The organism is Methanolobus psychrotolerans (genome assembly GCF_002243045.1).
GTDB classification, from domain to species: Archaea; Halobacteriota; Methanosarcinia; order Methanosarcinales; family Methanosarcinaceae; genus Methanolobus; species Methanolobus psychrotolerans.
The window spans coordinates 15,295-35,451 of sequence record NZ_MBKP01000040.1 but is presented as its reverse complement, the minus strand read 5'-3'; the positions used below and the strand labels follow the sequence as shown (position 1 = coordinate 35,451).

The window sequence follows — 20,157 nt, the reverse complement described above, 5'->3', positions numbered from 1 at the left end:
ATCATCTTTCTATTGCATCGCTTATCGACAGAACTCAGTTCATGAGCCTTTGCGGTATAATTGCATCAGCCTGTTGCTTTTGAAGCATAGGTAAGCTATTTAATTGATTAAGTTTCAGATATTAATTAAATTTAAAGATGGGAGTGAGTAAATTGTCTGTACAGGCATATATAAATTATAACGGGAACTGCCGTGAAGCTGTAGAATACTATGCCGAGGTTTTCGGAACAGAAAAACCTCAGATCATGTTCTACAGAGATGTACCGCTTGATGAAGACTTTCCTCTGACGGAAGAAACGATGGATCTGGTAATGCATACCTCTCTTGACATCGAAGGAAGTACTGTGATGTTCTCTGATGTCCCACCCGGCATGTCCTTAATCACCGGGAACAATGTAAGCCTTGTAATTATTAGTAAGGACATGGATAAAATAAAGGCAATGTTTGACAAACTCAAAGGTGATGGCACCGTAGGCATGGACCTACAGGAAACATTCTGGAGTAAATTATACGGCTTTGTGACGGATAAGTTTGGGGTTGGCTGGCAGTTTAATTATGATAATGAATTAGAGCAATTCAACCAAAAATGAACTAACTACACATACATCAAATTTTGAAATTAGTTGACTATTAACTATAAAGGTGCTGGTATGAATGAAGAATGCTGTCCGAAATTCGATCCGGGATAAAAAAGCATCTTAAATTCCCTTGGGAAAAAGATGGATCATCTGAGAGCAAAGAGTTTATTTGACCCCCGGAAACACATCTTCCAGATAACTTACCAGGACTTGCTGAACGTTGGTATCCCTGGCTGGCATTTTACCACATTCATCTGACTCCATGATATATTTTAGGAAAAGATAAATCCAGCCACCTGTCATTTCTATGATTACGCGAAGCTTACTTCCCCCGACCGTAAGGGCGAATTTAAGCTGGGAAAGGCTGGACATGCCTTCCGGGACCATCAGAACAATGGAGCCTGTGAAGAAATGATAAATGAGGGCTTCCTTTATTGCAGGATCATAACCTATCGCAAATTTAGGATTGGAGGATGTGTTTTCCCTTATATAACCAAGGACTTCATCATAGAGGTCACAGCTTCGGCTAAATGGCTGAATGAATAGTACACCTTCTGAATGTTTACTGTGGAACAGAGACAAAGGATTTTCGATTACAGTGGCCAGGATGTCGGAGTAAGTGATGCCGAATATCTCAGTATCTTCTATAATCCGTGCCAGTGGAACTTCAAAAGTAAGAGGGTCTTCACGGGTCCTGGAAGATGGGTAGTTTTCAGTGTACTGGGAAATCATTGCTTCTATCAGGGCGTGTTTTATTGGTACGGGTAATTTCATAAGAAGACCCCTGGAATGGAAACTATTCTTTAAATATGGATGGGTGTATCGGATATTTAAAACAAGCAAATGATGTCATGAGGAAATAGATCCTCACAAACATCCTTTGATTTTAGTTCTGCCCAAATGATTGATCATTGAAGGAAGATAGCTTGGTTGATAGCATTAATGAGTATCGTCATCTGATAAAGGAATAACTATCATTCAACTATCACTGTGTACCGGATGCATGACTGTCCGGGATTGCATGTACTTTGTGTTCTGTTTTTGCATTGCTCAATTTGAATCCATGCAATACAGGTGGTAATGGTGAAGTAGTAAATACTCGCTCTTCTATTTTTTCAGACATAGATGTTTCTCCTTTATAGTCAAATGGTTTTTAAACGTTTTTCCGCTGTCCTTATTCGATAACCGGCATCCTTTAACTGATATATTATTATTTAAAGTTATCGTCTTTGCGGTTTTATTGCTTTAAGAATTTAAGGAGGATACTTTAATCGAAAAGGTTTAGTATAAAGTGATAGCTGCACGTACAAAAAAAGCAGGGGAATGATGTCTTGAATTTCCAGGTATTTTATCGATATGCTGGAAAAAGAGCGGCAAGCAGAGATAGGATTGCTGGTATGATCCTGCCAAAAACCAAATGCATTGATAGGTTTACTCACAAATGCACAGATTATTTTAATAGTCCTATAAATGATTTAATAAATCGAATGAGTTTTGTAGTATAGCTCCCAGGCTCATCAATGTTTTCAAGGTGACTATCATTGGTAGTTGTGTTATGTGATATTGTTGATTTGTCAATTAGATTGACAGCATTATTTTCAAGCACCATTGATCCGATATTATCATCAAGTTCTACTGTGGTGTTTCCGAGGTCATCCAGACTTATATATTCATAATCGAAAAACTCATCGCGGTTATCTTTCAACATTGTATATACTCTGACCACACCTGTTTCATTTGGAATGAAATGGAAATAAGTCCCGCTTTCCCAGTGTTTTGAGAACACGCCCGGGAAATCCTCATAATAGGGAACTGTCATAGTTCCATTCACTATCTCCAGCTCATATGTTATGTTTATCTGAGCTTCGTGTATCAAAAGCCTGTTAGCATCGATCTTGTAATTGGTCATATGAGGTTGAACACTAAAACGCGGTGACGGTGAAATAATAACTATTCCCCACCCGGGATTGTTCCTTGAGTAGTTCACTGCATGATCCACACACACCCAGTCATCTTTATTCTCATTCAGCAGGTCCCAGTTGTTCCTGTACGCAGTATAATCAATACTGTTTTCAGCAGCAATGACACCTAAGGGCAGTATCATCAAAAGTAGCAGCATAATAACCATTTTTTTTATTGTACCACACTTCCAGGTGTAATATTTTCATATGGTGTTCTATAGCTTAAATAGCTGATGAATTTCTGAGCCTGGATGCTAATGTAGAAGGAGGAAAAGATGTAGAATATTAAACAGTAAAATATTAAAGTTGTAAAGCAGTAAAACAGTAGTGATCACACTGACCTGAGAAGACGGAAACCAAATGAGTAGCAGCCGTAGTCCGGGTCGAAGCTAATTGCAATATGCCAATCGGCATTTTCTGGTACAGTTAACCAAGCCACTGCCATGCATATCATATAGTCCCCATGGATTCGTTTTCTTCTGGCCTACCGGGCGAGTTTTATGCTCAGAGTTGCCATAATACCGGGCATACTCACCCAATTAAAAATCTGCATCCAAAAATGAATATCTAGTAGTCGTTCCCGTCCTGCAGGCATATTCACACTCATCTTCTGATAAAGGTTATCTTACTTTGAAAGGAATGGTTCTGCTCTATGAAAAGCTCAGCAACAGTTAGTAACAGTTAGTAACAGCTTACAACGGAGTATTTTAGCACTCATGCCATTTCATGTAAATTGTCATTATCTCTTCCGCATTTTCCTTTCCCATCCTTTCACTTATCAATTCAAGGAAAATGGTCATGTAATGTGGTGGCACACACCCCAGACTCTCTTCTCCTGTTCTTATGAGTGACAGGAGATATTCAAGATCATCACCATTCAGAGCTGAGATGCGGCTTTTGAAATCATCTTCACTTTTAGCATAGTGGTTTGAAAGCGGAGGAAGTATGGATTTATAAGGAGCTTTTGAACCTGCACATTCAAGTCCTGCACACTCTGGAGCAACCTTTTTCAACACGTCTATATCCTTGGGGGAAAGTTCTCTTGCCATTTTCTCACCTGAATTTTTTTTTGTTCAATGCTTTCAATATTCTTAAATCAATATGAAGCGTCAGTTTCACGATATGTATGGCGATCTATAGCACGCCTTTGAAATAGTGGCCCCGATCATATTCCTCATTCCTTGATGATTTCAATTTGATCTGTTTACCGTCAAGCGCTCTTCTGAAATTACGTGTGATATCCTTCACGTCCTCTTTCCCGTAAAGTGACAGGTCAAGCCTCAGCACATCGACATCTGAGTCACAAAGTTTGCTAGTTTCCTCTACAGTGTTCAGGACAGTTGAATTATAGATCAGGGTACGTTCATCTTTCCTTTTCACCGGGAATGACCCTTTGGTGTTGTCTATAAGCAGTACATCACTGTCAGCTTCAATTACACCATCGTCAATGAGCGGTTTTAGCAGGTCATTCTTTGTCACAAGCAAAAGCTCACGCCCATAAGCCATGATCTCTACCTGGATATCAGGGTCTGTATTAATACAGACTTCACTTATTTCCTCAAGATTAAGTTCAGTTGAAAGTGTCACACGATAAGCACCAGACGAATGGAATGCACTTGCTGTCCAGGCATTGAAAGCATTGAATTCCTTCTGGGCAACGAACGGTGCATTCAGTTCATTTGCCAGTTGGACAGTTCCGTAATTGCAACATGCGACCTTGAATCCTGCATTAGTTACCTGTTGCATCAATTCTTTTAGAGCAGGCATTTCCTCTTCAAAGCATATCTGCGGTGTTATCAGGACAAATTCCACATCCTTTTCCTTCAGACCCTTAGTCCTGAGAATATTGTCCTCATTTATCAGTTCAGGAAAAAGGCCAATTGGGGCATAAACAATATCTGCACCTGACTTTGAAGCGGCAAATACAGACTCAATATCTGAAACTTCTACACTCAGCAGGGGTATTTCAGATCCCGTGGAAGATTTTTTCCGCTTATATCCTGTGGAAACATCAGGACACCTTCGATTCCTGCCCTGCACCGGGAATCTGGAATTGTACAATTCTTCAACTGCTTCCCTTCTTGTGCCGGAGAGTGCTCCCAGAGGGATGAATATATTGTCATCCACATCAAGAATGATGTCCTCTGCATGGAATGTCGTATCACCAAGTTTTCCAAGGGCTGTAATTATCTGTTCACGGCTGGTGGGTGAACTTTTTGCTTCCTGCACAACATAATCACTTGTGGCCTGGGTTCCCATGTTCCTGCTTTTGATATCTATATGCAGTTTTTCTCCCTTACGTGCACGGATCTTTATTATCAGTGGGGTTGTCTGCAGTTCCATATTCTGCAATCTTTCAAGTAACTGGGGGTCAGTAGACACATAGACCTCATCGTGCTTTCTTATTGATTTGCTTGTCTTTGCACTTATGAGCAAGGTTGCCTTTTCTCCTTTCCTGGCAATCTGTACAGCTTCCCCGTTAACGAGAATCCCGTCAACACGGCAACCTATTATCCTGATGCTTGTGTTTATGCTGATGCCATCATTTACCTTAATATCCTGAAGGGGCTGGATAGTGAGCTGACCCTCTTTTTCGGACTTGGTGATGTTCGCTACTTTTCCAAGATAAGCGCCGTAATTGGCACTGTACTTACGTTGTGTGACATCTTCTTCACCAAGCACAAAACCCCGTGTAAAGCCCCTGTAGAACAGTTTTGCAAGTTCTGTCTCCATTTCTTCCAGTTCGTCGCTGCCGAAATTCTCACCTGTATCACATACTTTTTCCACGACTCTTCTGTAGGTTCTTGCACTGGCGGTCACATACTCGGGTTTCTTCATCCTTCCTTCGATCTTCAGACTCTTCACACCGGCTTTTATAATATCCTCAAGTCCTGGAAAGGTACAGAGTTCGGCACAGCTGATAGGGTAGTCACCTACCAGTTTACTGTCTATGATCTGTCCGTTGGCAGACAACTTATAGGGTCTTCTGCATGGCTGGAAACAGGCACCCCTGTTTGCGCTCCTGTCTGTTAAGGCAGTACTGAACAGGCACCTGCCTGAAAATGAATAACAAAGAGCACCGTGAACGAAAAGTTCAATCTCTAAGGACGACTTATCGATGATGCTTTTTACCTGTTCAGTGGTAAGTTCTCTTGAAAGAATAACCCTAAAAGCGCCTGCATCTCCTATGAAATCAACTCCCTGCGGATTATGTATGGTCATCTGGGTGCTTGCATGCAAGGGAAGATCGGGGAAATGCTTTTTTAACAAAAAGAACAGGCCCAGGTCTTCAAGTATAATGGCATCAATGTTGTATGAATAAGCCTTATGCACGATATTTATGGCCTCTTGCATCTCTTTTTGCTTGAGAGGAATATTCAGGGCCATGAACACCTTAACACCATAGGAATGCGCAATATCTATGTTTTCCCTGAGCTCTCCAATTGAGAAATTCTTTGCACCCTGGCGTGCATTGAACTGCCCGACTCCCAGATAAACAGCGTCTGCTCCCCCTTTAATAGCAGCTCTCAGGGCTTGGGGGTCACCGGCAGGCGCCAGGACTTCAGGAGGTGTATAGTTTGAGGATTTATTACTATGCATGCAGATCAATTTTTTGTTAGATTAAATGTTAAAGCTATAATTATGTGTAAGCACGAAATAAGTATAAATGCCTAAATGGAATAAGCAAAATCAGTTCTAATCTTCCATATCATCATATTGGGATTCAATAGTGGTTCCTTTTCCTATGAGCAGGTTATATGAGTCATTTACTTCATTGTATTTGACAAGCACATTGAATATCTTAATTATACTTCCATATCCTGCTTTTGTGATAGCTTCGTTCTCTTCCATGAGATTATGGGATGGTAGCACGGCGTAGATTGCCTTTCTGGAAGTGCCGTCGCATATCCTGTAGAGTTTGTATTTATCATCACCAAGATCACCGGACATCAATGAGCATAAAACGTTTATACGTTTCTTGTCATGCATCTCCATTTGGGACATACGCGCGAATTTTGCTTTGGAAGGAAAGAGAAACATCTGCTTTGACAGTTTATCTTTCCTGAGTATAGCATATGAGTATTTGATATCTGTATTGATGTAACGATACGGCTCATCGCATTCTGCCAGCTTTTCCATAAGCCTTGTAGGTTTTATGTCTCTTTTATGCTCAAAGCTCCAGCATGTATCAAGAGTACATTCTCCTGACCACATGAATGTACATGGACTGTATATCTTGATGCCCATTCTTTTCAGCATTATGGTGAGTTTTCGCATCTCAGTGGAGTTGACCTTATCTGCAGGTTCTATTAGTATAATACTGCCATCCTCTGAGAGTTTTCCTGACATGTTCCTGACAAGCTCGGCTTTCTGTTCCATGCTCAGTTCTTTCATTTCATTAAGAACGTTGGAAAAGACCATAAGATCAATGTTATCAGGCAGTTTTTCGATATCTAGTTTATTTACATCAGCCCTGATTGGCTCTTCAACAGTGACATTTGATTTTCCACCGGCATACTGCGGTACAAGGAAATTGTATGCTTCGATGTTCTCGTCGAAAAGTTCAATGGTATGGATGTTTGCCTTACGATTATCAAGACGGTTGTACAGATCGATTATGGCCAATGGAACTGTACCTGGACCGGTTCCAACGTCCAATACCTTCATGCGGTTTTTCAACAAGCCGTCCTTTGCAAGTTCGTAGAGAAGATATTGGAACTGCACAAAATACACTGGAAACTGATAAGACAGATACCCAAGGACACTATATCCTTTTTCGTAGCTTATGTTCCTTGATTTATTTTCTTTCCAGTAACTAGCTTTTTGGGAACGGATTGCATTTCTTATTTTTTCCATTACAATCGGATCGTCCCAGTTTTTACTGGTCTTCTTTTCGATATATTGTTCAATAAGACGTTCAAGCTTCCTGGAAACGCCGGATGAATTGAAAAAGAGATCATTCTTTTTAATTTCGTCATCTTTCAGTTCCATTTTCTTTTGTGGAGCTGCCCGGATCAACCTGAAATCCTCCTCTTCTGCAACAGCATCGACCCCGAGGTCAAAAAGCAGGGGTTTAAGGATTTTATATATATGTGGAACCGATGCCTCTTCTTTCAGATAACTTCTAAGTTCCGATAACATGAATTCTGGTTTCATACGTAAAACGTATTTGAATGTAGATATGATCTCCCTGTCTGACATTATGGATTCATAGCCCTTTCCTCATGATAAATATACTGATAGAATTTTTTTGTGTCGTGCTTTACTTTTGAATTTAATGTCAACCGTGCGATTTATATAATATATGCGTCTACTAAACTTTAGTTGTCTTAAAACAAGTAAAATGGACTACCTCCAAAGATCAAGGCGACTAACATGGGTTATATTCCGAATGGACGAGGGGTATATCATAAATAAAAGAAGGATTGGTTATATGGAACCTGAAAGACCATTATTCCAGAAAATAATAGAAAAAGCACGGGATTCCATCTTGAATTTTGACAGCAGGGAAGCTGAATCTGCCGTACGGGAAGCGGTTGATGCAGGCATGGACCCTGTTGACTTAATAGAGCTTGGGTTCATCGAGGGAATGAAAGAAGTAGGAGACCGCTTTGAAAAGGGTGATGTTCCTCTTTTACACATATTTGCAGCATCTAAAATTATGGAAAAAGGTCTTTCACTGCTAAAATGTTGTGCGATTGAGAAGAAAATAGATTTCAGGCTGTTTGGCAATATATCAATGAATACATGAATCATGCCCGGCTTGAATCTTATTTATTTATTTATTTATTCATTGTCCCTTTTTTGTTTTCCGCTTTCTATTTTCGGGTCATTTACAGGACTTCAATGTTTATTACTGATGAACATCCATTTTTTACTATGAGCCGTTCTTCCATGCGTGAAGAATCCCTTCTGAGGAGGAATGAGATCCTGGTTGTAGATGGATCATATGAAAAAACCTTAAACCAGTAACTTTTTACGAAAACAGCTTCTATTTATTAATATGTACTGGTATGTAATAGATGCAGTTGATCATGCGATAGAAAGGACACGACAATGTCTCTTTGAGCCTTTTGACATCAAAAAGTGGTTAAAACTTGCTATCATAGTATTCTTTATTGGTGGCTCAGGAAGTTTTAATAGTGGCGGGAACGGCGGCTCGTATGATAGTTCATATGACGGATCTAACCCTGATCTTTCCTGGGTGCCACCGGGATTCCTTGATATCTTAAATAATTTTGCCGGTCATTTGATGTCCTATTCCACATGGGCACTAATAGCCGGATTCTTTGTAGTGCTCTTCCTTTTTATCATTATCATGGGACTGGTTGGAAGCGTAATGGAATTCGTCTTTGTGGAATCTCTTGTCCGCAATGATATAAGGATCCGCAAATATTTCTCGAGGTACATGGGTAAAGGATTGTCCCTGTTCGTCCTGCGTGTGCTATTATTACTGTTGTTTATGATCCCTGTTGTCATAGTATCCCTGCTGATCTTCTCTATGATCGTGACGACTGAAAAGGTAATGCTCGGCAGCATGATGTTCCTGGGTATTTTTTTATCGATTATCTCAATTCTTGCCATCGTTCTCTTATTTGTCGTTGCAGGAAGCATAATAGGTTCCTTTACCAGCATGTCAGTACCGGTTTCCATGTACACAGGATCTGGTATATTCTCAGCACTGTTCAGTGTTTTCAGGCAATTCAGAAGCAATTGGCAACAAATGATAATTTATTGGATAGGCCGTACAGTGCTTGCTATTGCAGCAGGCATAATCGTGATAATCCTTGGCCTTTTGGGACTGGTCATATCAGGAATAGTGTTTTTAATAATTGATGCTGCCCTTTATTTCATCCTTCTGGCAATAATGTCTGATGCCATGGTGTGGTTACTGTTCATTCCGATATTGGTAGTTGAGTTAATATTGATCATGTTCGTAATGGCTTTTATAGGAATGCCTGTAAACGTATTCATGAAATACCATATGCTCAGTTTCCTGGAAAAGTGGTATCCATTGAAAATGCCCATGTTCGATGCTCCTCATAAAATAGCTGACAGTAACCTTGATGAGTGGCTGGATAAGGCCGCATTGCCCGAAGACTGATCTTTTTTAAGGTCAAACGAATGTTTGATCTTAATGCTTTTTAAAAATCCTTAACTACATCCTTTTTTGGGTAAAATCACAAAACAGCAGTCTTCTTTTTGAAAGTATATGGAATTGTCATAAACTAGATATTTTCGCCTGTCTTTTGTATATTCATGAACAAGATAATCCTTGCTTCTGCATCGGCTAGAAGAAAAGAACTACTGGAGCAATTGCTCGGTACGGATTTTAATATCTGCATAAGTTCTTATGCAGAAGACACAGGAAAAGATCTGGATCCTGTTAATCTTGTTATGCATCATTCCCATGAAAAAGCATGTGATGTGGCAAGGAATCTCACAGAAGGCATAATTATCTCTGCTGATACGGTTATCATGTGTCATTATGAGGTACTCGGAAAGCCAAAAGATAAAGATGATGCAAAGGAAATGTTGAGAAAGATTAGCGGGCAACAGATACAGGCAATCACCGGGTTGACTGTAATGGATACTGCCAGCAGGATGAAAATTATGGAATATGAAATAACCAAGATCCTGATGAGGGAGATGTCTGAAAAGCTGATCAATGATTATCTTAGCACAGGTGAACCTCTGGGCAAAGCCGGTGCCTTTGCAATACAGGGAAAAGGGGCCATACTTGTTGAAAGTATTGAAGGTGATTTTTTCAATGTGGTAGGACTTCCGCTTTACAGGCTGTCAAAGATGCTTGAAAAATTCAATATTAGTGTCCTGGATTTACAAAGTTAGAAAGACACAAAAAAGAAAGGAAAGAAAAAGAGAAAATAAGATATATTTAGATTTCCCGTTTCTTCTTTCTTAGAATTCCAATGGCGAAGAGCATGGAAATTGCAAACATTATGGCCTCAAATCCTGGTGATGGAGCGGCATATTCAGCACTGTCTTCAACAGGTATTTCGTCAATTGCTTCATCATATGAAACAGGAGACCCGGATTCAATAAGTGCATATGTTGTTGGTGTTTTCAGTTTGATGTCATGAAGTTTTATTGATGTGCTTGTTTCTCCACTTGCAGTTATTTCACTGTCCACAATGACATTTACTTCGAAACTATAAGATCTGTCGGCAGGAACTGTCATTCTTACAGTAGCTCTTGTCCTCTGATTTTGTTCAAGATTAGAGGCAATTGCACTACCTGTATATCTTGTATACTCATCGGCAACTGCCGTAACAACTACAGTAACTTTATTTGCTTCATCACCCTGATTGTAAAATCCCGGCGATGCTTCAAATATAATGTCCTGTCCGTAGTTTGTTGCCTGTATGGTTTCTATCAAAAGATCGGTCAGGATCACATTTGGAACGGGTTTAACTGCTTCCTCGATCAACTGGACATAGGTTGACTGCTGATCTACCAGATTATTGTCTTCAAATAATTCTACAATGACCAGTTGTTCGCCACTTGTTGGTACATTAAAAAAAAGAGTCTTGTATGACTGTGACTTTGCTTTCAGGTAACCCACACTTTCCATATGTTCTCCAGTTATTAAGTTTGTATACTGATCCTTTGTTTTTACTTTAATGGAAAGTGAACCTGTATCTCTGTCCATTGGGTTTTGCATGTAGACAGTAACTTTAAGTCCGAACTCTTCATCTGCCGGTATTGACATTACATCCACATTGGTGATAAGAGGATGAGGGGCCTCTTCTTTTAGATTTTCATTTATACAGCCAGAAGAGATGCAAAAAATGAAAATTGAAAAGAAAATCAGAAGGTTCACAACTTTCATGTTATCGCCTACAATTTAACTGTCAGCACCAGCATCTGCTCATCTACGATATGGTCGCCATACATTAACCTGACATAGACATCAGTCTCGCCATTTGGTGAATCCTCTTTCACAGGTATCTGCATTCCTTTTGTATAGGATGTTCCACTTCTTGCCATTGCCTGGCTTATATTCATAGATGCCTGGTCGGCTATAAGCTTATTATCAACATCTGCCACAACCACCAGTATTTCGGCAGGTACAGTGCTCTGTCCTTCATTCTTCACGGAGAATGTAATGGTTGCATTACCGCCGGCTTTAAGCTCCCATGTCTGTGACGAAGCTGTGCGCAGTGAGTCCATATCCTCTACAAATCCAAGGAACTGCAGCTTCACATCAGGGAGTACAGTTACTTCTACAGGAATTGATTTTGTCTTGGTTATCTGTAGTCCTTTGTCATCTGCTCCAGAAAGGTAACTAACGGTGACTGCAGAGTCATTTACATCAGTTTCAAAAGCTGGTGCCTTGATTCTGGCATTAAGGATAGAAGATCCAATGACATCTGTTTTGCCTGCAATGTTAATTGAATCTGTTCCTATTACTGTGAATGGAAGAAAATTTGCGACCATTACTGAATCTATGGCTTGTGTATCATTGTTAGTTACTGTCAGGGATATGTCCTGCTCATGGAACTCTTTAATGACCACCGGAGCAGTATTAAGAAGTACATTTTCAGGACTTACTGGATCAACTGGTTCACTCGTTGTCGTGCACCCGGATATCAGTATCAAGGCTAACAGTGATGTAATTACTATTATTTTTTGAAATAATTTGCTCATAATTAGTACCTCACTGTTTAAACTACTCAAATGTTTAAAAAACCTTTGATAATTTTTATCTAGTTTAATTTTCGTATTAATATTTATATTATTGATAATGCATAATAAGAACACAACTAGAATAATGATAAAGAAACCTTATATCCGACTTTCCGCAGATGTCTAGAGAAAAACGGATATTTTCCTTTAGCGTACATTTACACATACTTATGTCAACTTGAAGTGATAATAAATGTTACTTCTCAATTGAATTATGTTACTATTAATTGATAAATAATTGCAATCCAGATAATTGGCAAAATTCGAGGACATCTGCGGAATATAAGTTATATTGATTTAGCAGTGATATTAATTTGAAAATCTACATTTATAGTACTCATGGAGGAGTCTGGCTGTCTGATCTAAGTTTAAAAGAGCGTTTTATTTATTCCCTGGAAAGAAAAAAAGTGGATAAAATACCTGTCTGTTCGGTAACTCAGACCGGAATTGTGGAACTTATGGAAATAACAGGTGCTAAATGGCCTGATGCGCATTATGATCCCGAGAAGATGGCAACCCTGGCTATTGCAGCACATGAGCTCATAGGGCTTGAAGCTGTAAGGTACCCTTTTTGTAATACAGTAATAGCAGAGACCCTTGGTTGTACTATCGAAACAGGGTCGTTGGACACCCAGCCCCAAATGCTTGATTTTCCATGTAAGAAAAAGGAAGATGTTGCCGGCCTTTCCATTCCAGACAAACTGCTTGAAAGTAAAAGAATACAAATAATACTTAAGGCTACAGATATAATAAAAAGCAGGCTCTCAGATGACGTTCCGGTAGTTGCAGGCATACTAGGTCCGGCGGCTATTGCCTGTTATCTATGTGGTGTGAATAATTACCTGCGATGGTGTATCACTTCACCTGAAGTCCTTAATGAACTGATTGCCCTTGGCACTAGTGTTTGTACAGAATATGCAAATGCCTTGTTTGACCGGGGTGTTGATGCTGTGGTTATAATAGATTCTGAGGCAGGACCAGATCTTTTGCCCCCGCCGTTATTTGAGTCACTTATACTTCCTCAGTATCGTCTACTCACAAAAAATCTGAACGGTCATTCAATTCTACATATTTGTGGTGATGCTACGGATGTTTTGGACATGATGGCAGCATCAGGATTTGAGGGACTCAGTGTAGAAGAAAAAGTAAATCTTACTTATGCGAGCCAGGTAATTTCAGGCAGGGCCTGTCTTATAGGCAATGTGTCACCTGCTGTCACATTGCTGGGAAAATCTCCTGAGAACATCAAAAAAGAAGCAAAACAGTGCATTGAGGATGGAGCAGGCATACTTGCTCCCGGATGCGGGATAGCCCCGCGTACTCCAATAGAGAACATCAGGGCTTTTGTGGCCGCAAGAGATGAATATTATTCCGAAAAAGGAGTTTGATGGTTATAGTCTATATTAGCCGTTTTTCTGTAATTCCCATATAATAGTTGTATGATCTTACAGTATTTTGTCGTACACATCTGTCCAGTGGAGCTGGGAACCGGCAGCAATGAACATTGTAACAGACAATGCCTCAGCAACTTCATCATCTGTTGCACCATTGTCTTTTGCTCTCTGGGCATGTATGGCAGTACATTTTTCACATCTTAGAAGCACCGAACATGCAGTAGCTATCAGTTCTTTGGTCTTGATATCAAGGGCAGCATTCCTGAATATAGATGCACGCATGTTTGCAAAGGCCTGGGCTGTTTCCGGCATTCTGTCATTTAAATAGGTCATGATCTTATCCTCATTTGGTAGAATGGCTCAATTGATTTAAGCCTATATATACGTTATATGTTTCTGTATGATTTTAGCCCGGATTTAATGTGTTGGGTTTTTGTTTAGTATATCTATTTTTATTAGTAGCGTGTATTACATGCAAGGCCTATAAAGGAGTTTTAGTGATTGAAAGGATGGATCCTGTATAAGACGCCTCAGAGTTCACTGAGTCCGGAAGCTTATGAAATTCATCGGCTTATAGATAGTGCCGGGAAAAAAGGAATAGAGATAGAAGTAATTTCTCCTGACCAGTTCGATCTTGTAGTAACAAGAGAAGACCGCAAGAGTATATTACTTGACGGAAAAGTTGTTCCGTTGCCGGATTTTCTCCTGCCGCGCATGGGTGCAGGTACAAGTTATTTTGGAATGGCTGTAATAAGGCATCTGGAAAGGCTTGGCGTATACGTTGTTAATTCAGCTCAATGTATTGATACTGTAAAAGATAAACTATATTCACAGCAAATACTGGCAGAGAACAACATACCCGTTCCAAAGACCATGCTTGGTAAGTACCCAATTGATGATTCGCTCGTTGAGAAATACCTGCAGTTTCCTTTAGTTGTAAAGACACTTTCAGGCTCTATGGGTAAAGGTGTTTTTTTATGTGATAACAAATCCCAGTTCAATGACCTGATGGAACTGGTTTATATAACAAATCCAAAGCTGAATATAATCCTTCAGGAGTTTATTGAGGCTAGCCGGGGAAAAGATCTTAGAGTATTTGTCGTTGGAGGAAGACCTATTGCCTGTATAGAACGTAGTTCTAGCGACAACAATTTCAAAGCAAATTTTTCCAGGGGCGGGCAAGTTGAAAAATTTGAGATGAGTCCTGAAATCAAATGGCTGGCAACGGAAACAGCACAACTTTTTGGATTGGAGATAGCGGGGATAGACCTTCTTTTTGATGGGAAGCATTTCAAAGTATGTGAAGCAAATTCCTCGCCGGGTTTTAAGGGTATTGAGAGTTGCTGTGACATCGACATTGCCGATGAGATATACAATTTCATAAAAGTACGTCTTGGAAAGTTCGAAGATTAGTTTTTTAAATGTGTGATACTATTTATCATGTGGCGTATATACAAAAAGCAAATATGTATATACAGAAATTATTTTTGTATTTAATCTTAAAAGTTAAAGTAAGCGTGAATTATTCAATTTATGCACAGTAATTTTTTATAAAATTCTGCTCGTGAGAATCATCCAATGATTTTATAGTTTACAACTTGTTTTCAAAGTGAATGATATCGATATTATACCTGTTCCTTGGATGCATTTTTTTGTTCGAACATACCAAAACAAAAACCTATCTTTATATATTAATAAGATATATATATCTAGATGGATGTAAGTAACTTATGCTCTGAAATTTCGAACGTGACGCTCACAATTGTTAATAATTTTAGAATAGTGTATATACAATTCAAGGATGTGGCAAATTGAATTTAAAAAACATTACGATCAGTAAAAAAATCATTGCATTTGCTTTGATACTTGCTATTTTGCCTGTGACAGCAGTTGGATTTTTTGCCTATGAACAAACTGCAACTGCTATAAGAGAACAGGTCTATGAGAGACTTGATGAACAGGTAAAAATGGAAGAACAGTATATTGATGCTGTATTTTCTGTAGCTCTGGAAAATCTTTACTCTAACATTGGTGTGGCCAGTAGCACGTTTAAAGGACTTGGTGATGCAAAAACATCAGTCGATGGCAAACTGATGTTTGGTGAATATATCGTAAACGGTAATTATGATGTTGTTGATGAGATCAAAGATGAAACCAGTGGAGAAGTAAGTATTTTCCAGGTAAAAGATGGTACAGCAACTCGTATATCATCCACTATAACTGATGCCAATGGAAAGCGTGTTATTGGAACCAGCATTTCCGATGCAGTTTATCAGACTGTTGTACTGGGCGGGCAGACATATACAGGAAGAGCTGATGTGCTTGGAGCATGGTATCTTACTTCCTATGAGCCAATAAGGGATGCCGCTGGAAAAACGATTGCTATTGTTTCTGTTGGTATTCCTGAAGAACGTTACAGGATCATTATCAAAGAACAGATGTCTGGTATTACTTTTGGTGAGACCGGGTATATGTATGTAATGAATTCCAAAGGTGATGTTCTTATCCACCCGAACATTGAAGGAGACAACCTTATCAGTCATGCCTTTGCAAAGGAAATGATTTCTAACAAGGAGGGCCGAATCAATTACATATGGGAAGGACGTGAAAAAGTAATGACCTACACTTACTTTGAAGACAAGGACTGGATCATTGCCTCAGGTACTTACATAGATGAATTCGAAGCTCCGGTAGTTGCTATAAGGAATGGTATAATAGCAGCCATCCTTGTATTCGTAGTCCTTGGTTCTGCAGCAGCATTCCTGGTTAGCAGGTCAATATCAAAAGGAATTGAGAAGATCGTTGCTGATTTTAAGAAGATATCCGACGACGCCCTTGAAGGTAAGATCAATAACAAGGCTAAGACCGATGTTGATATAGACTTTGTTGCAATTCCCAGTGGTCTGAACGATATTCTCAATACATTAACAGGTGTCATCAATGTCGTGAGCAAGAGTGCAAACAGTGTTGCTTCAACAGCAGAAGAGATGTCAGCATCTATTGAAGAAATGACCGCTGCATCCACCCAGATAGCCACAACTGTAGACGAGATTGCAAGGGGATCACAGGAGCAGTCTTCCAGGTCTGAAGATGTATCAAAGACTATGAATGACATGACCATTGGTGTCCAGGACATTGCAAACAATGCCCAGCAGGCAGCAGAAGCAGCAAACGCTGCAAAAGAGTTCATATCCAATGTTGGAAAGCAGTCCCAGGATATGCTGTTGCAGATGAATGCTATCCAGAGCGCTACAAACGACTCTGCAATTGTTATCAAGCAACTTGAAGGAAAGTCCAACCAGATAGGTGAGATCGTCGATCTTATAACCAGTATTGCCGACCAGACAAACCTGCTTGCACTGAATGCAGCAATTGAAGCTGCAAGAGCAGGAGAGCACGGCCGTGGATTCGCGGTTGTGGCAGATGAGGTCCGAAAGCTTGCCGAGAATTCCGGAACAGCAGCTGCCCAGATATCAAACCTGATCTCAGAGATCCGGGAAGGAACCCATTCAGCAGTTTCATCAATGGAATCCGGTACAAAAACAGTTACAGAAGGTGTCGGTGCACTTACTAGAACTGTTGGAGCTGTTCAGGAAATCGTAGAGCAAAGTAACAGGATTGCCCTGATGGCAGAGAACATTGCAGCTGCTGCCCAGGAACAGTCTGCTTCCATTGAAGAGATCACGGCGACAATTGATGAAGTGGCATCAATTTCACAGGAAACAGCATCTGGCACAGAGGAAACATCTGCGGCTGTAGAGGAGCAGAATGCATCTATGCTTGAGCTGGCAAAGAGTTCGCAGGAACTTGCACAGATGGCTTCTGAGATGCAGGAAATAGTTGCAAAGTACATTACTGAGTAAGAAAAAAGAGAGGTCTTCCTCTCTTTTATTTTGCTTTTAAAATTGTGATTTGACCACTATTCTTTTTTGTTTCCATTTTTCATCATTTTTCTTTTTTGATCTCCACAACATTGTGTGTGATAGATTTAAATGGGATTTACTGAGGGATGCATTCTGTTATACAACATTAAAGAGTCTAAATAATGCCCTTAGACACAGATTTCACAGATATACGGATTTTAGATGAATAAGGTCCGTGTCTGGAAAATAACTGATACAATTCATGCCGACATTGCCAACATGATGTTGAAGAGAAACTCTTTTTATCTGTTCTTTATTCTTCCATCTAATTTCCTAACGTTCTAACTCGTCAAATATAAGTATTTGAACTCAAAAACTATCAATTTGAGTGTATAATAATAACTTGAATCTGGTTATGGGGAATCGTACCGGAAAGTTGAAAAATGATATGGATAAGTTGGATACTAAAGTGATAATATGTCAGGATCGTATTTAGATAGTAAAAAAATTTTGATGGTTGTCGCACAGGAAGGATTCCGGGATGAGGAGTTTTTTGAGCCCCTTGATCTATTTGAGGATATGGGAATCTCTATTACTATTGCAAGCAAGACTACAGATGACGCTACCGGAGCACTTGGTGGAACTGTAAAGCCTGATGTTCCTATAGATAAAGTAATTATTTCAGATTTTGACGCAATTGTTATTTCAGGAGGTTCTGGTTCAAGAAAACTACTGTGGCCGGACAAGAAGTTGCAGAAACTTGTTGCCGACGCTTTTGAGCATGAGAAGATCGTTGCTGCTATCTGTGTATCTCCTGTTATACTTGCAAGAGCAGGGGTACTTGAAGGCAAAAAAGCTACTGTTTTTAAGGACCCCGCATGCATCAAGGAGCTTGAGAAGGGTGGAGCCATCTATGAGGATGCAGATGTCATCGTCACGGATAATATAATTACAGCGCGTGATCCTGCTAGTGCCGAGAAATTTGGCGAGGCAGTTATTGAGGCTCTTGGATCATTGTAAAATAACAGATTTGGCTTTTTACAATGTGTATTTTATGAGATCCGGCAAAAGAACTAATGTGCAGGGTTTTGGTTCATTCTTTGCAGAACAGGACATCTATATTAAGGATTGAAAACACTCTTAAGTGCATGACCTGTTTGCCTGTACTCATGAACGAAGACACAAATATGATGTATTGTGACCACCATGAGAGCTAATGTAGTTCTGGGTGTATTGGGTCCAATTCTCTGGCTGCTTGCCGGGTTTATGGTCTTTCCATTATTAGTTGCTGTTTATTATGGAGAATCGTTGCACATTTTCGTTTTTCCTCTTATAATTACAGTACTTTTAGCATCTTTCTTTACATTGTTCTTTAAGAGAAAGGAAGAGGAATGGAACCTAAAGGAAGGTTTCTTCATTGTAGCATTCGGATGGCTTCTTGCGGCAATGATCTATTCCCTTCCTTATATACTGGAGGGTGTACCTCCTATAAATGCCCTGTTCGAATCCATGTCCGGGGTAACGGCTACAGGAGCAACGGCACTAAAGGATATTGAGAGCCATAGCAAAAGCCTGCTTTTCTGGAGAAGTATGACCCAATGGCTGGGAGGTATGGGAATAATCATGCTGTTTATCGCTATCCTGCCAAAACTTGGTGTTGCAGGAAGGCAGATGTTCCGTGCTGAGGTTCCGATACTGCAGGAGGAAAAGCTGCGTCCGCGGATCAGAGGAACCGCTAAGATCCTATGGCTTGTTTATGTTGTGTTGACTGCAACTGAATTCATCATACTTAGCATTGCAGGACTTTCTCCTTACGATGCTATCACTCATACATTCACTTCTATCTCATGTTCTGGTTTTTCCCCTTATTCTGATAGCATAGCAGCTTTTGGCAATCCTCTTGTAGAGTTAGTTCTCATGGTGTTCATGTTCCTTGGAGGGGCAAACTTTGCCTTGCACTATAAGACAATATTTTCCGACAGGAAAAGCCTGGTAAATGATCAGGAGTTCAGGTTCTACTTTATAATAATTGCCGTTGCTACTCTTCTACTTGCCCTCATGCTCTTTAGCAGCGAGGTCTATTCGCTTGCTGATGCTTTCAGGTATAGCAGTTTCCACGTGATCTCTATCCTTACGACCACAGGCTATGCAACAGCAGATTTTAATATGTGGCCGGACTCCTCCAGGTTCATACTCTTTTTGCTCATGTTCATAGGAGGATGTGCCGGCTCAACGTCAGGTGGTTTTAAAGTGGTGCGCTTGCTCCTGCTATTAAAACACGCTAATAATGCTCTTTTCAAGGCAATTCACCCAAAAGCCGTCAAGCCGATACGTTTCAATAATAAAATAATACCCGAAGAGATCATAAGTTCCATCGTGTCGTTTTTGGTAATCTATATTGTGATCTACTTTGCCAGTTCAACATTGCTGGTATTTATGGGTATGGATATTATCACCGCCCTGAGTGCCTCTATCGCAACGCTTGGCAATGTCGGACCGGGTCTTGGCCTTGTAGGCCCCATGGAGAGCTTTGACAACATCCCTGATCTGGGAAAGTTGATCCTGACTGCGAATATGTGGATAGGAAGGCTTGAGGTATTTACTGTAATGGTATTACTGACGCCGGCTTTCTGGAAAAAATGAGAGGGATCAG

The 20,157-nt window shown here is 40.0% G+C and carries 18 protein-coding genes; 9 read left to right on the top strand and 9 right to left on the bottom strand.

Annotated elements, in window-relative coordinates; genetic code table 11:
* Nucleotides 1–152 precede the first annotated feature (152 nt).
* On the top strand, nt 153–590 hold the full coding sequence (locus BB781_RS12070) for a VOC family protein (RefSeq protein WP_094228733.1): 438 nt from the start codon (nt 153–155) through the stop codon (nt 588–590).
* A 153-nt stretch (nt 591–743) separates the two neighbouring features.
* Here the strand turns inward: BB781_RS12070 and BB781_RS12065 are convergent, their stop codons facing one another.
* The 6 genes from BB781_RS12065 to BB781_RS12045 form a co-directional block, all read right to left on the bottom strand.
* Nucleotides 744–1,352 (bottom strand): hypothetical protein, encoded by a 609-nt coding sequence (locus tag BB781_RS12065; protein WP_094228732.1) that lies wholly within the window; start codon nt 1,350–1,352, stop codon nt 744–746.
* A 211-nt stretch (nt 1,353–1,563) separates the two neighbouring features.
* Nucleotides 1,564–1,701 (bottom strand): hypothetical protein, encoded by a 138-nt coding sequence (locus BB781_RS15795; RefSeq protein WP_164997874.1) that lies wholly within the window; start codon nt 1,699–1,701, stop codon nt 1,564–1,566.
* 327 nt (nt 1,702–2,028) lie between these two features.
* Nucleotides 2,029–2,682, bottom strand: coding sequence for a hypothetical protein (locus tag BB781_RS12060; RefSeq protein ID WP_129582708.1), 654 nt, complete (start codon nt 2,680–2,682; stop codon nt 2,029–2,031).
* 564 nt (nt 2,683–3,246) lie between these two features.
* Nucleotides 3,247–3,588: a hypothetical protein gene (locus tag BB781_RS12055; protein WP_094228730.1), complete on the bottom strand. Its 342-nt coding sequence runs from the start codon at nt 3,586–3,588 to the stop codon at nt 3,247–3,249.
* A gap of 85 nt (nt 3,589–3,673) precedes the next feature.
* Nucleotides 3,674–6,139 (bottom strand): DUF3656 domain-containing U32 family peptidase, encoded by a 2,466-nt coding sequence (locus BB781_RS12050; RefSeq protein WP_094228729.1) that lies wholly within the window; start codon nt 6,137–6,139, stop codon nt 3,674–3,676.
* 96 nt (nt 6,140–6,235) lie between these two features.
* A complete protein-coding gene (locus tag BB781_RS12045) occupies nt 6,236–7,696 on the bottom strand; it encodes a small ribosomal subunit Rsm22 family protein (protein WP_242492651.1) in 1,461 nt (486 codons plus the stop codon).
* Between the two features lie 277 nt (nt 7,697–7,973).
* On the opposite strand from BB781_RS12045, the gene BB781_RS12040 reads away from it, so the two are divergent.
* From BB781_RS12040 to BB781_RS12030, 3 genes are all read left to right on the top strand, one after another.
* Nucleotides 7,974–8,291, top strand: coding sequence for a cobalamin B12-binding domain-containing protein (locus BB781_RS12040; protein WP_164997872.1), 318 nt, complete (start codon nt 7,974–7,976; stop codon nt 8,289–8,291).
* A gap of 252 nt (nt 8,292–8,543) precedes the next feature.
* Nucleotides 8,544–9,644, top strand: coding sequence for a DUF7544 domain-containing protein (locus BB781_RS12035; RefSeq protein ID WP_094228727.1), 1,101 nt, complete (start codon nt 8,544–8,546; stop codon nt 9,642–9,644).
* Between the two features lie 155 nt (nt 9,645–9,799).
* The gene (locus BB781_RS12030) at nt 9,800–10,390 is read left to right on the top strand and encodes a Maf family nucleotide pyrophosphatase (RefSeq protein WP_094228726.1); all 591 of its coding nucleotides are present in this window, start codon (nt 9,800–9,802) and stop codon (nt 10,388–10,390) included.
* 46 nt (nt 10,391–10,436) lie between these two features.
* Here BB781_RS12030 and BB781_RS12025 read toward each other — a convergent pair whose 3' ends face one another.
* Together BB781_RS12025 and BB781_RS12020 are read right to left on the bottom strand one after the other, a co-directional pair.
* The gene (locus tag BB781_RS12025; protein ID WP_094228725.1) at nt 10,437–11,390 is read right to left on the bottom strand and encodes a DUF7490 domain-containing protein; all 954 of its coding nucleotides are present in this window, start codon (nt 11,388–11,390) and stop codon (nt 10,437–10,439) included.
* An 8-nt stretch (nt 11,391–11,398) separates the two neighbouring features.
* On the bottom strand, nt 11,399–12,208 hold the full coding sequence (locus BB781_RS12020) for a hypothetical protein (protein WP_094228724.1): 810 nt from the start codon (nt 12,206–12,208) through the stop codon (nt 11,399–11,401).
* Between the two features lie 392 nt (nt 12,209–12,600).
* On the opposite strand from BB781_RS12020, the gene mtaA reads away from it, so the two are divergent.
* Nucleotides 12,601–13,635, top strand: coding sequence for a methylcobamide:CoM methyltransferase MtaA (gene mtaA / locus BB781_RS12015; protein WP_094228769.1), 1,035 nt, complete (start codon nt 12,601–12,603; stop codon nt 13,633–13,635).
* A 57-nt stretch (nt 13,636–13,692) separates the two neighbouring features.
* On the opposite strand, the gene BB781_RS12010 is transcribed toward mtaA, so the two are convergent.
* On the bottom strand, nt 13,693–13,974 hold the full coding sequence (locus BB781_RS12010; RefSeq protein WP_094228723.1) for a carboxymuconolactone decarboxylase family protein: 282 nt from the start codon (nt 13,972–13,974) through the stop codon (nt 13,693–13,695).
* Between the two features lie 168 nt (nt 13,975–14,142).
* Between BB781_RS12010 and BB781_RS12005 the strand changes: the two genes are divergently transcribed.
* From BB781_RS12005 to BB781_RS11990, 4 genes are all read left to right on the top strand, one after another.
* Entirely contained in the window at nt 14,143–15,054 is a 912-nt protein-coding gene (locus BB781_RS12005; RefSeq protein WP_094228722.1) for an ATP-grasp domain-containing protein, read from the top strand.
* Between the two features lie 398 nt (nt 15,055–15,452).
* Nucleotides 15,453–17,504, top strand: coding sequence for a methyl-accepting chemotaxis protein (locus BB781_RS12000; protein ID WP_094228721.1), 2,052 nt, complete (start codon nt 15,453–15,455; stop codon nt 17,502–17,504).
* A 477-nt stretch (nt 17,505–17,981) separates the two neighbouring features.
* Entirely contained in the window at nt 17,982–18,524 is a 543-nt protein-coding gene (locus BB781_RS11995; protein WP_094228720.1) for a DJ-1/PfpI/YhbO family deglycase/protease, read from the top strand.
* Nucleotides 18,525–18,710: 186 nt separating this feature from the next.
* A complete protein-coding gene (locus BB781_RS11990; RefSeq protein ID WP_094228719.1) occupies nt 18,711–20,147 on the top strand; it encodes a TrkH family potassium uptake protein in 1,437 nt (478 codons plus the stop codon).
* Nucleotides 20,148–20,157 lie beyond the last annotated feature (10 nt).

Coding starts and splice junctions, on each gene's coding strand:
- BB781_RS12065 (WP_094228732.1), bottom strand. CDS start 1,352: ATGAAATTACCCGTACCAATAAAACACGCCCTGATAGAAGCAATGATT.
- BB781_RS12040 (WP_164997872.1), top strand. CDS start 7,974: ATGGAACCTGAAAGACCATTATTCCAGAAAATAATAGAAAAAGCACGG.
- BB781_RS12030 (WP_094228726.1), top strand. CDS start 9,800: ATGAACAAGATAATCCTTGCTTCTGCATCGGCTAGAAGAAAAGAACTA.
- BB781_RS12035 (WP_094228727.1), top strand. CDS start 8,544: ATGTACTGGTATGTAATAGATGCAGTTGATCATGCGATAGAAAGGACA.
- BB781_RS12020 (WP_094228724.1), bottom strand. CDS start 12,208: ATGAGCAAATTATTTCAAAAAATAATAGTAATTACATCACTGTTAGCC.
- BB781_RS11990 (WP_094228719.1), top strand. CDS start 18,711: ATGAGAGCTAATGTAGTTCTGGGTGTATTGGGTCCAATTCTCTGGCTG.
- BB781_RS12025 (WP_094228725.1), bottom strand. CDS start 11,390: ATGAAAGTTGTGAACCTTCTGATTTTCTTTTCAATTTTCATTTTTTGC.
- BB781_RS12050 (WP_094228729.1), bottom strand. CDS start 6,139: ATGCATAGTAATAAATCCTCAAACTATACACCTCCTGAAGTCCTGGCG.
- BB781_RS12055 (WP_094228730.1), bottom strand. CDS start 3,588: ATGGCAAGAGAACTTTCCCCCAAGGATATAGACGTGTTGAAAAAGGTT.
- BB781_RS15795 (WP_164997874.1), bottom strand. CDS start 1,701: ATGTCTGAAAAAATAGAAGAGCGAGTATTTACTACTTCACCATTACCA.
- BB781_RS11995 (WP_094228720.1), top strand. CDS start 17,982: ATGTCAGGATCGTATTTAGATAGTAAAAAAATTTTGATGGTTGTCGCA.
- BB781_RS12060 (WP_129582708.1), bottom strand. CDS start 2,682: ATGATACTGCCCTTAGGTGTCATTGCTGCTGAAAACAGTATTGATTAT.
- BB781_RS12010 (WP_094228723.1), bottom strand. CDS start 13,974: ATGACCTATTTAAATGACAGAATGCCGGAAACAGCCCAGGCCTTTGCA.
- BB781_RS12045 (WP_242492651.1), bottom strand. CDS start 7,696: ATGAAACCAGAATTCATGTTATCGGAACTTAGAAGTTATCTGAAAGAA.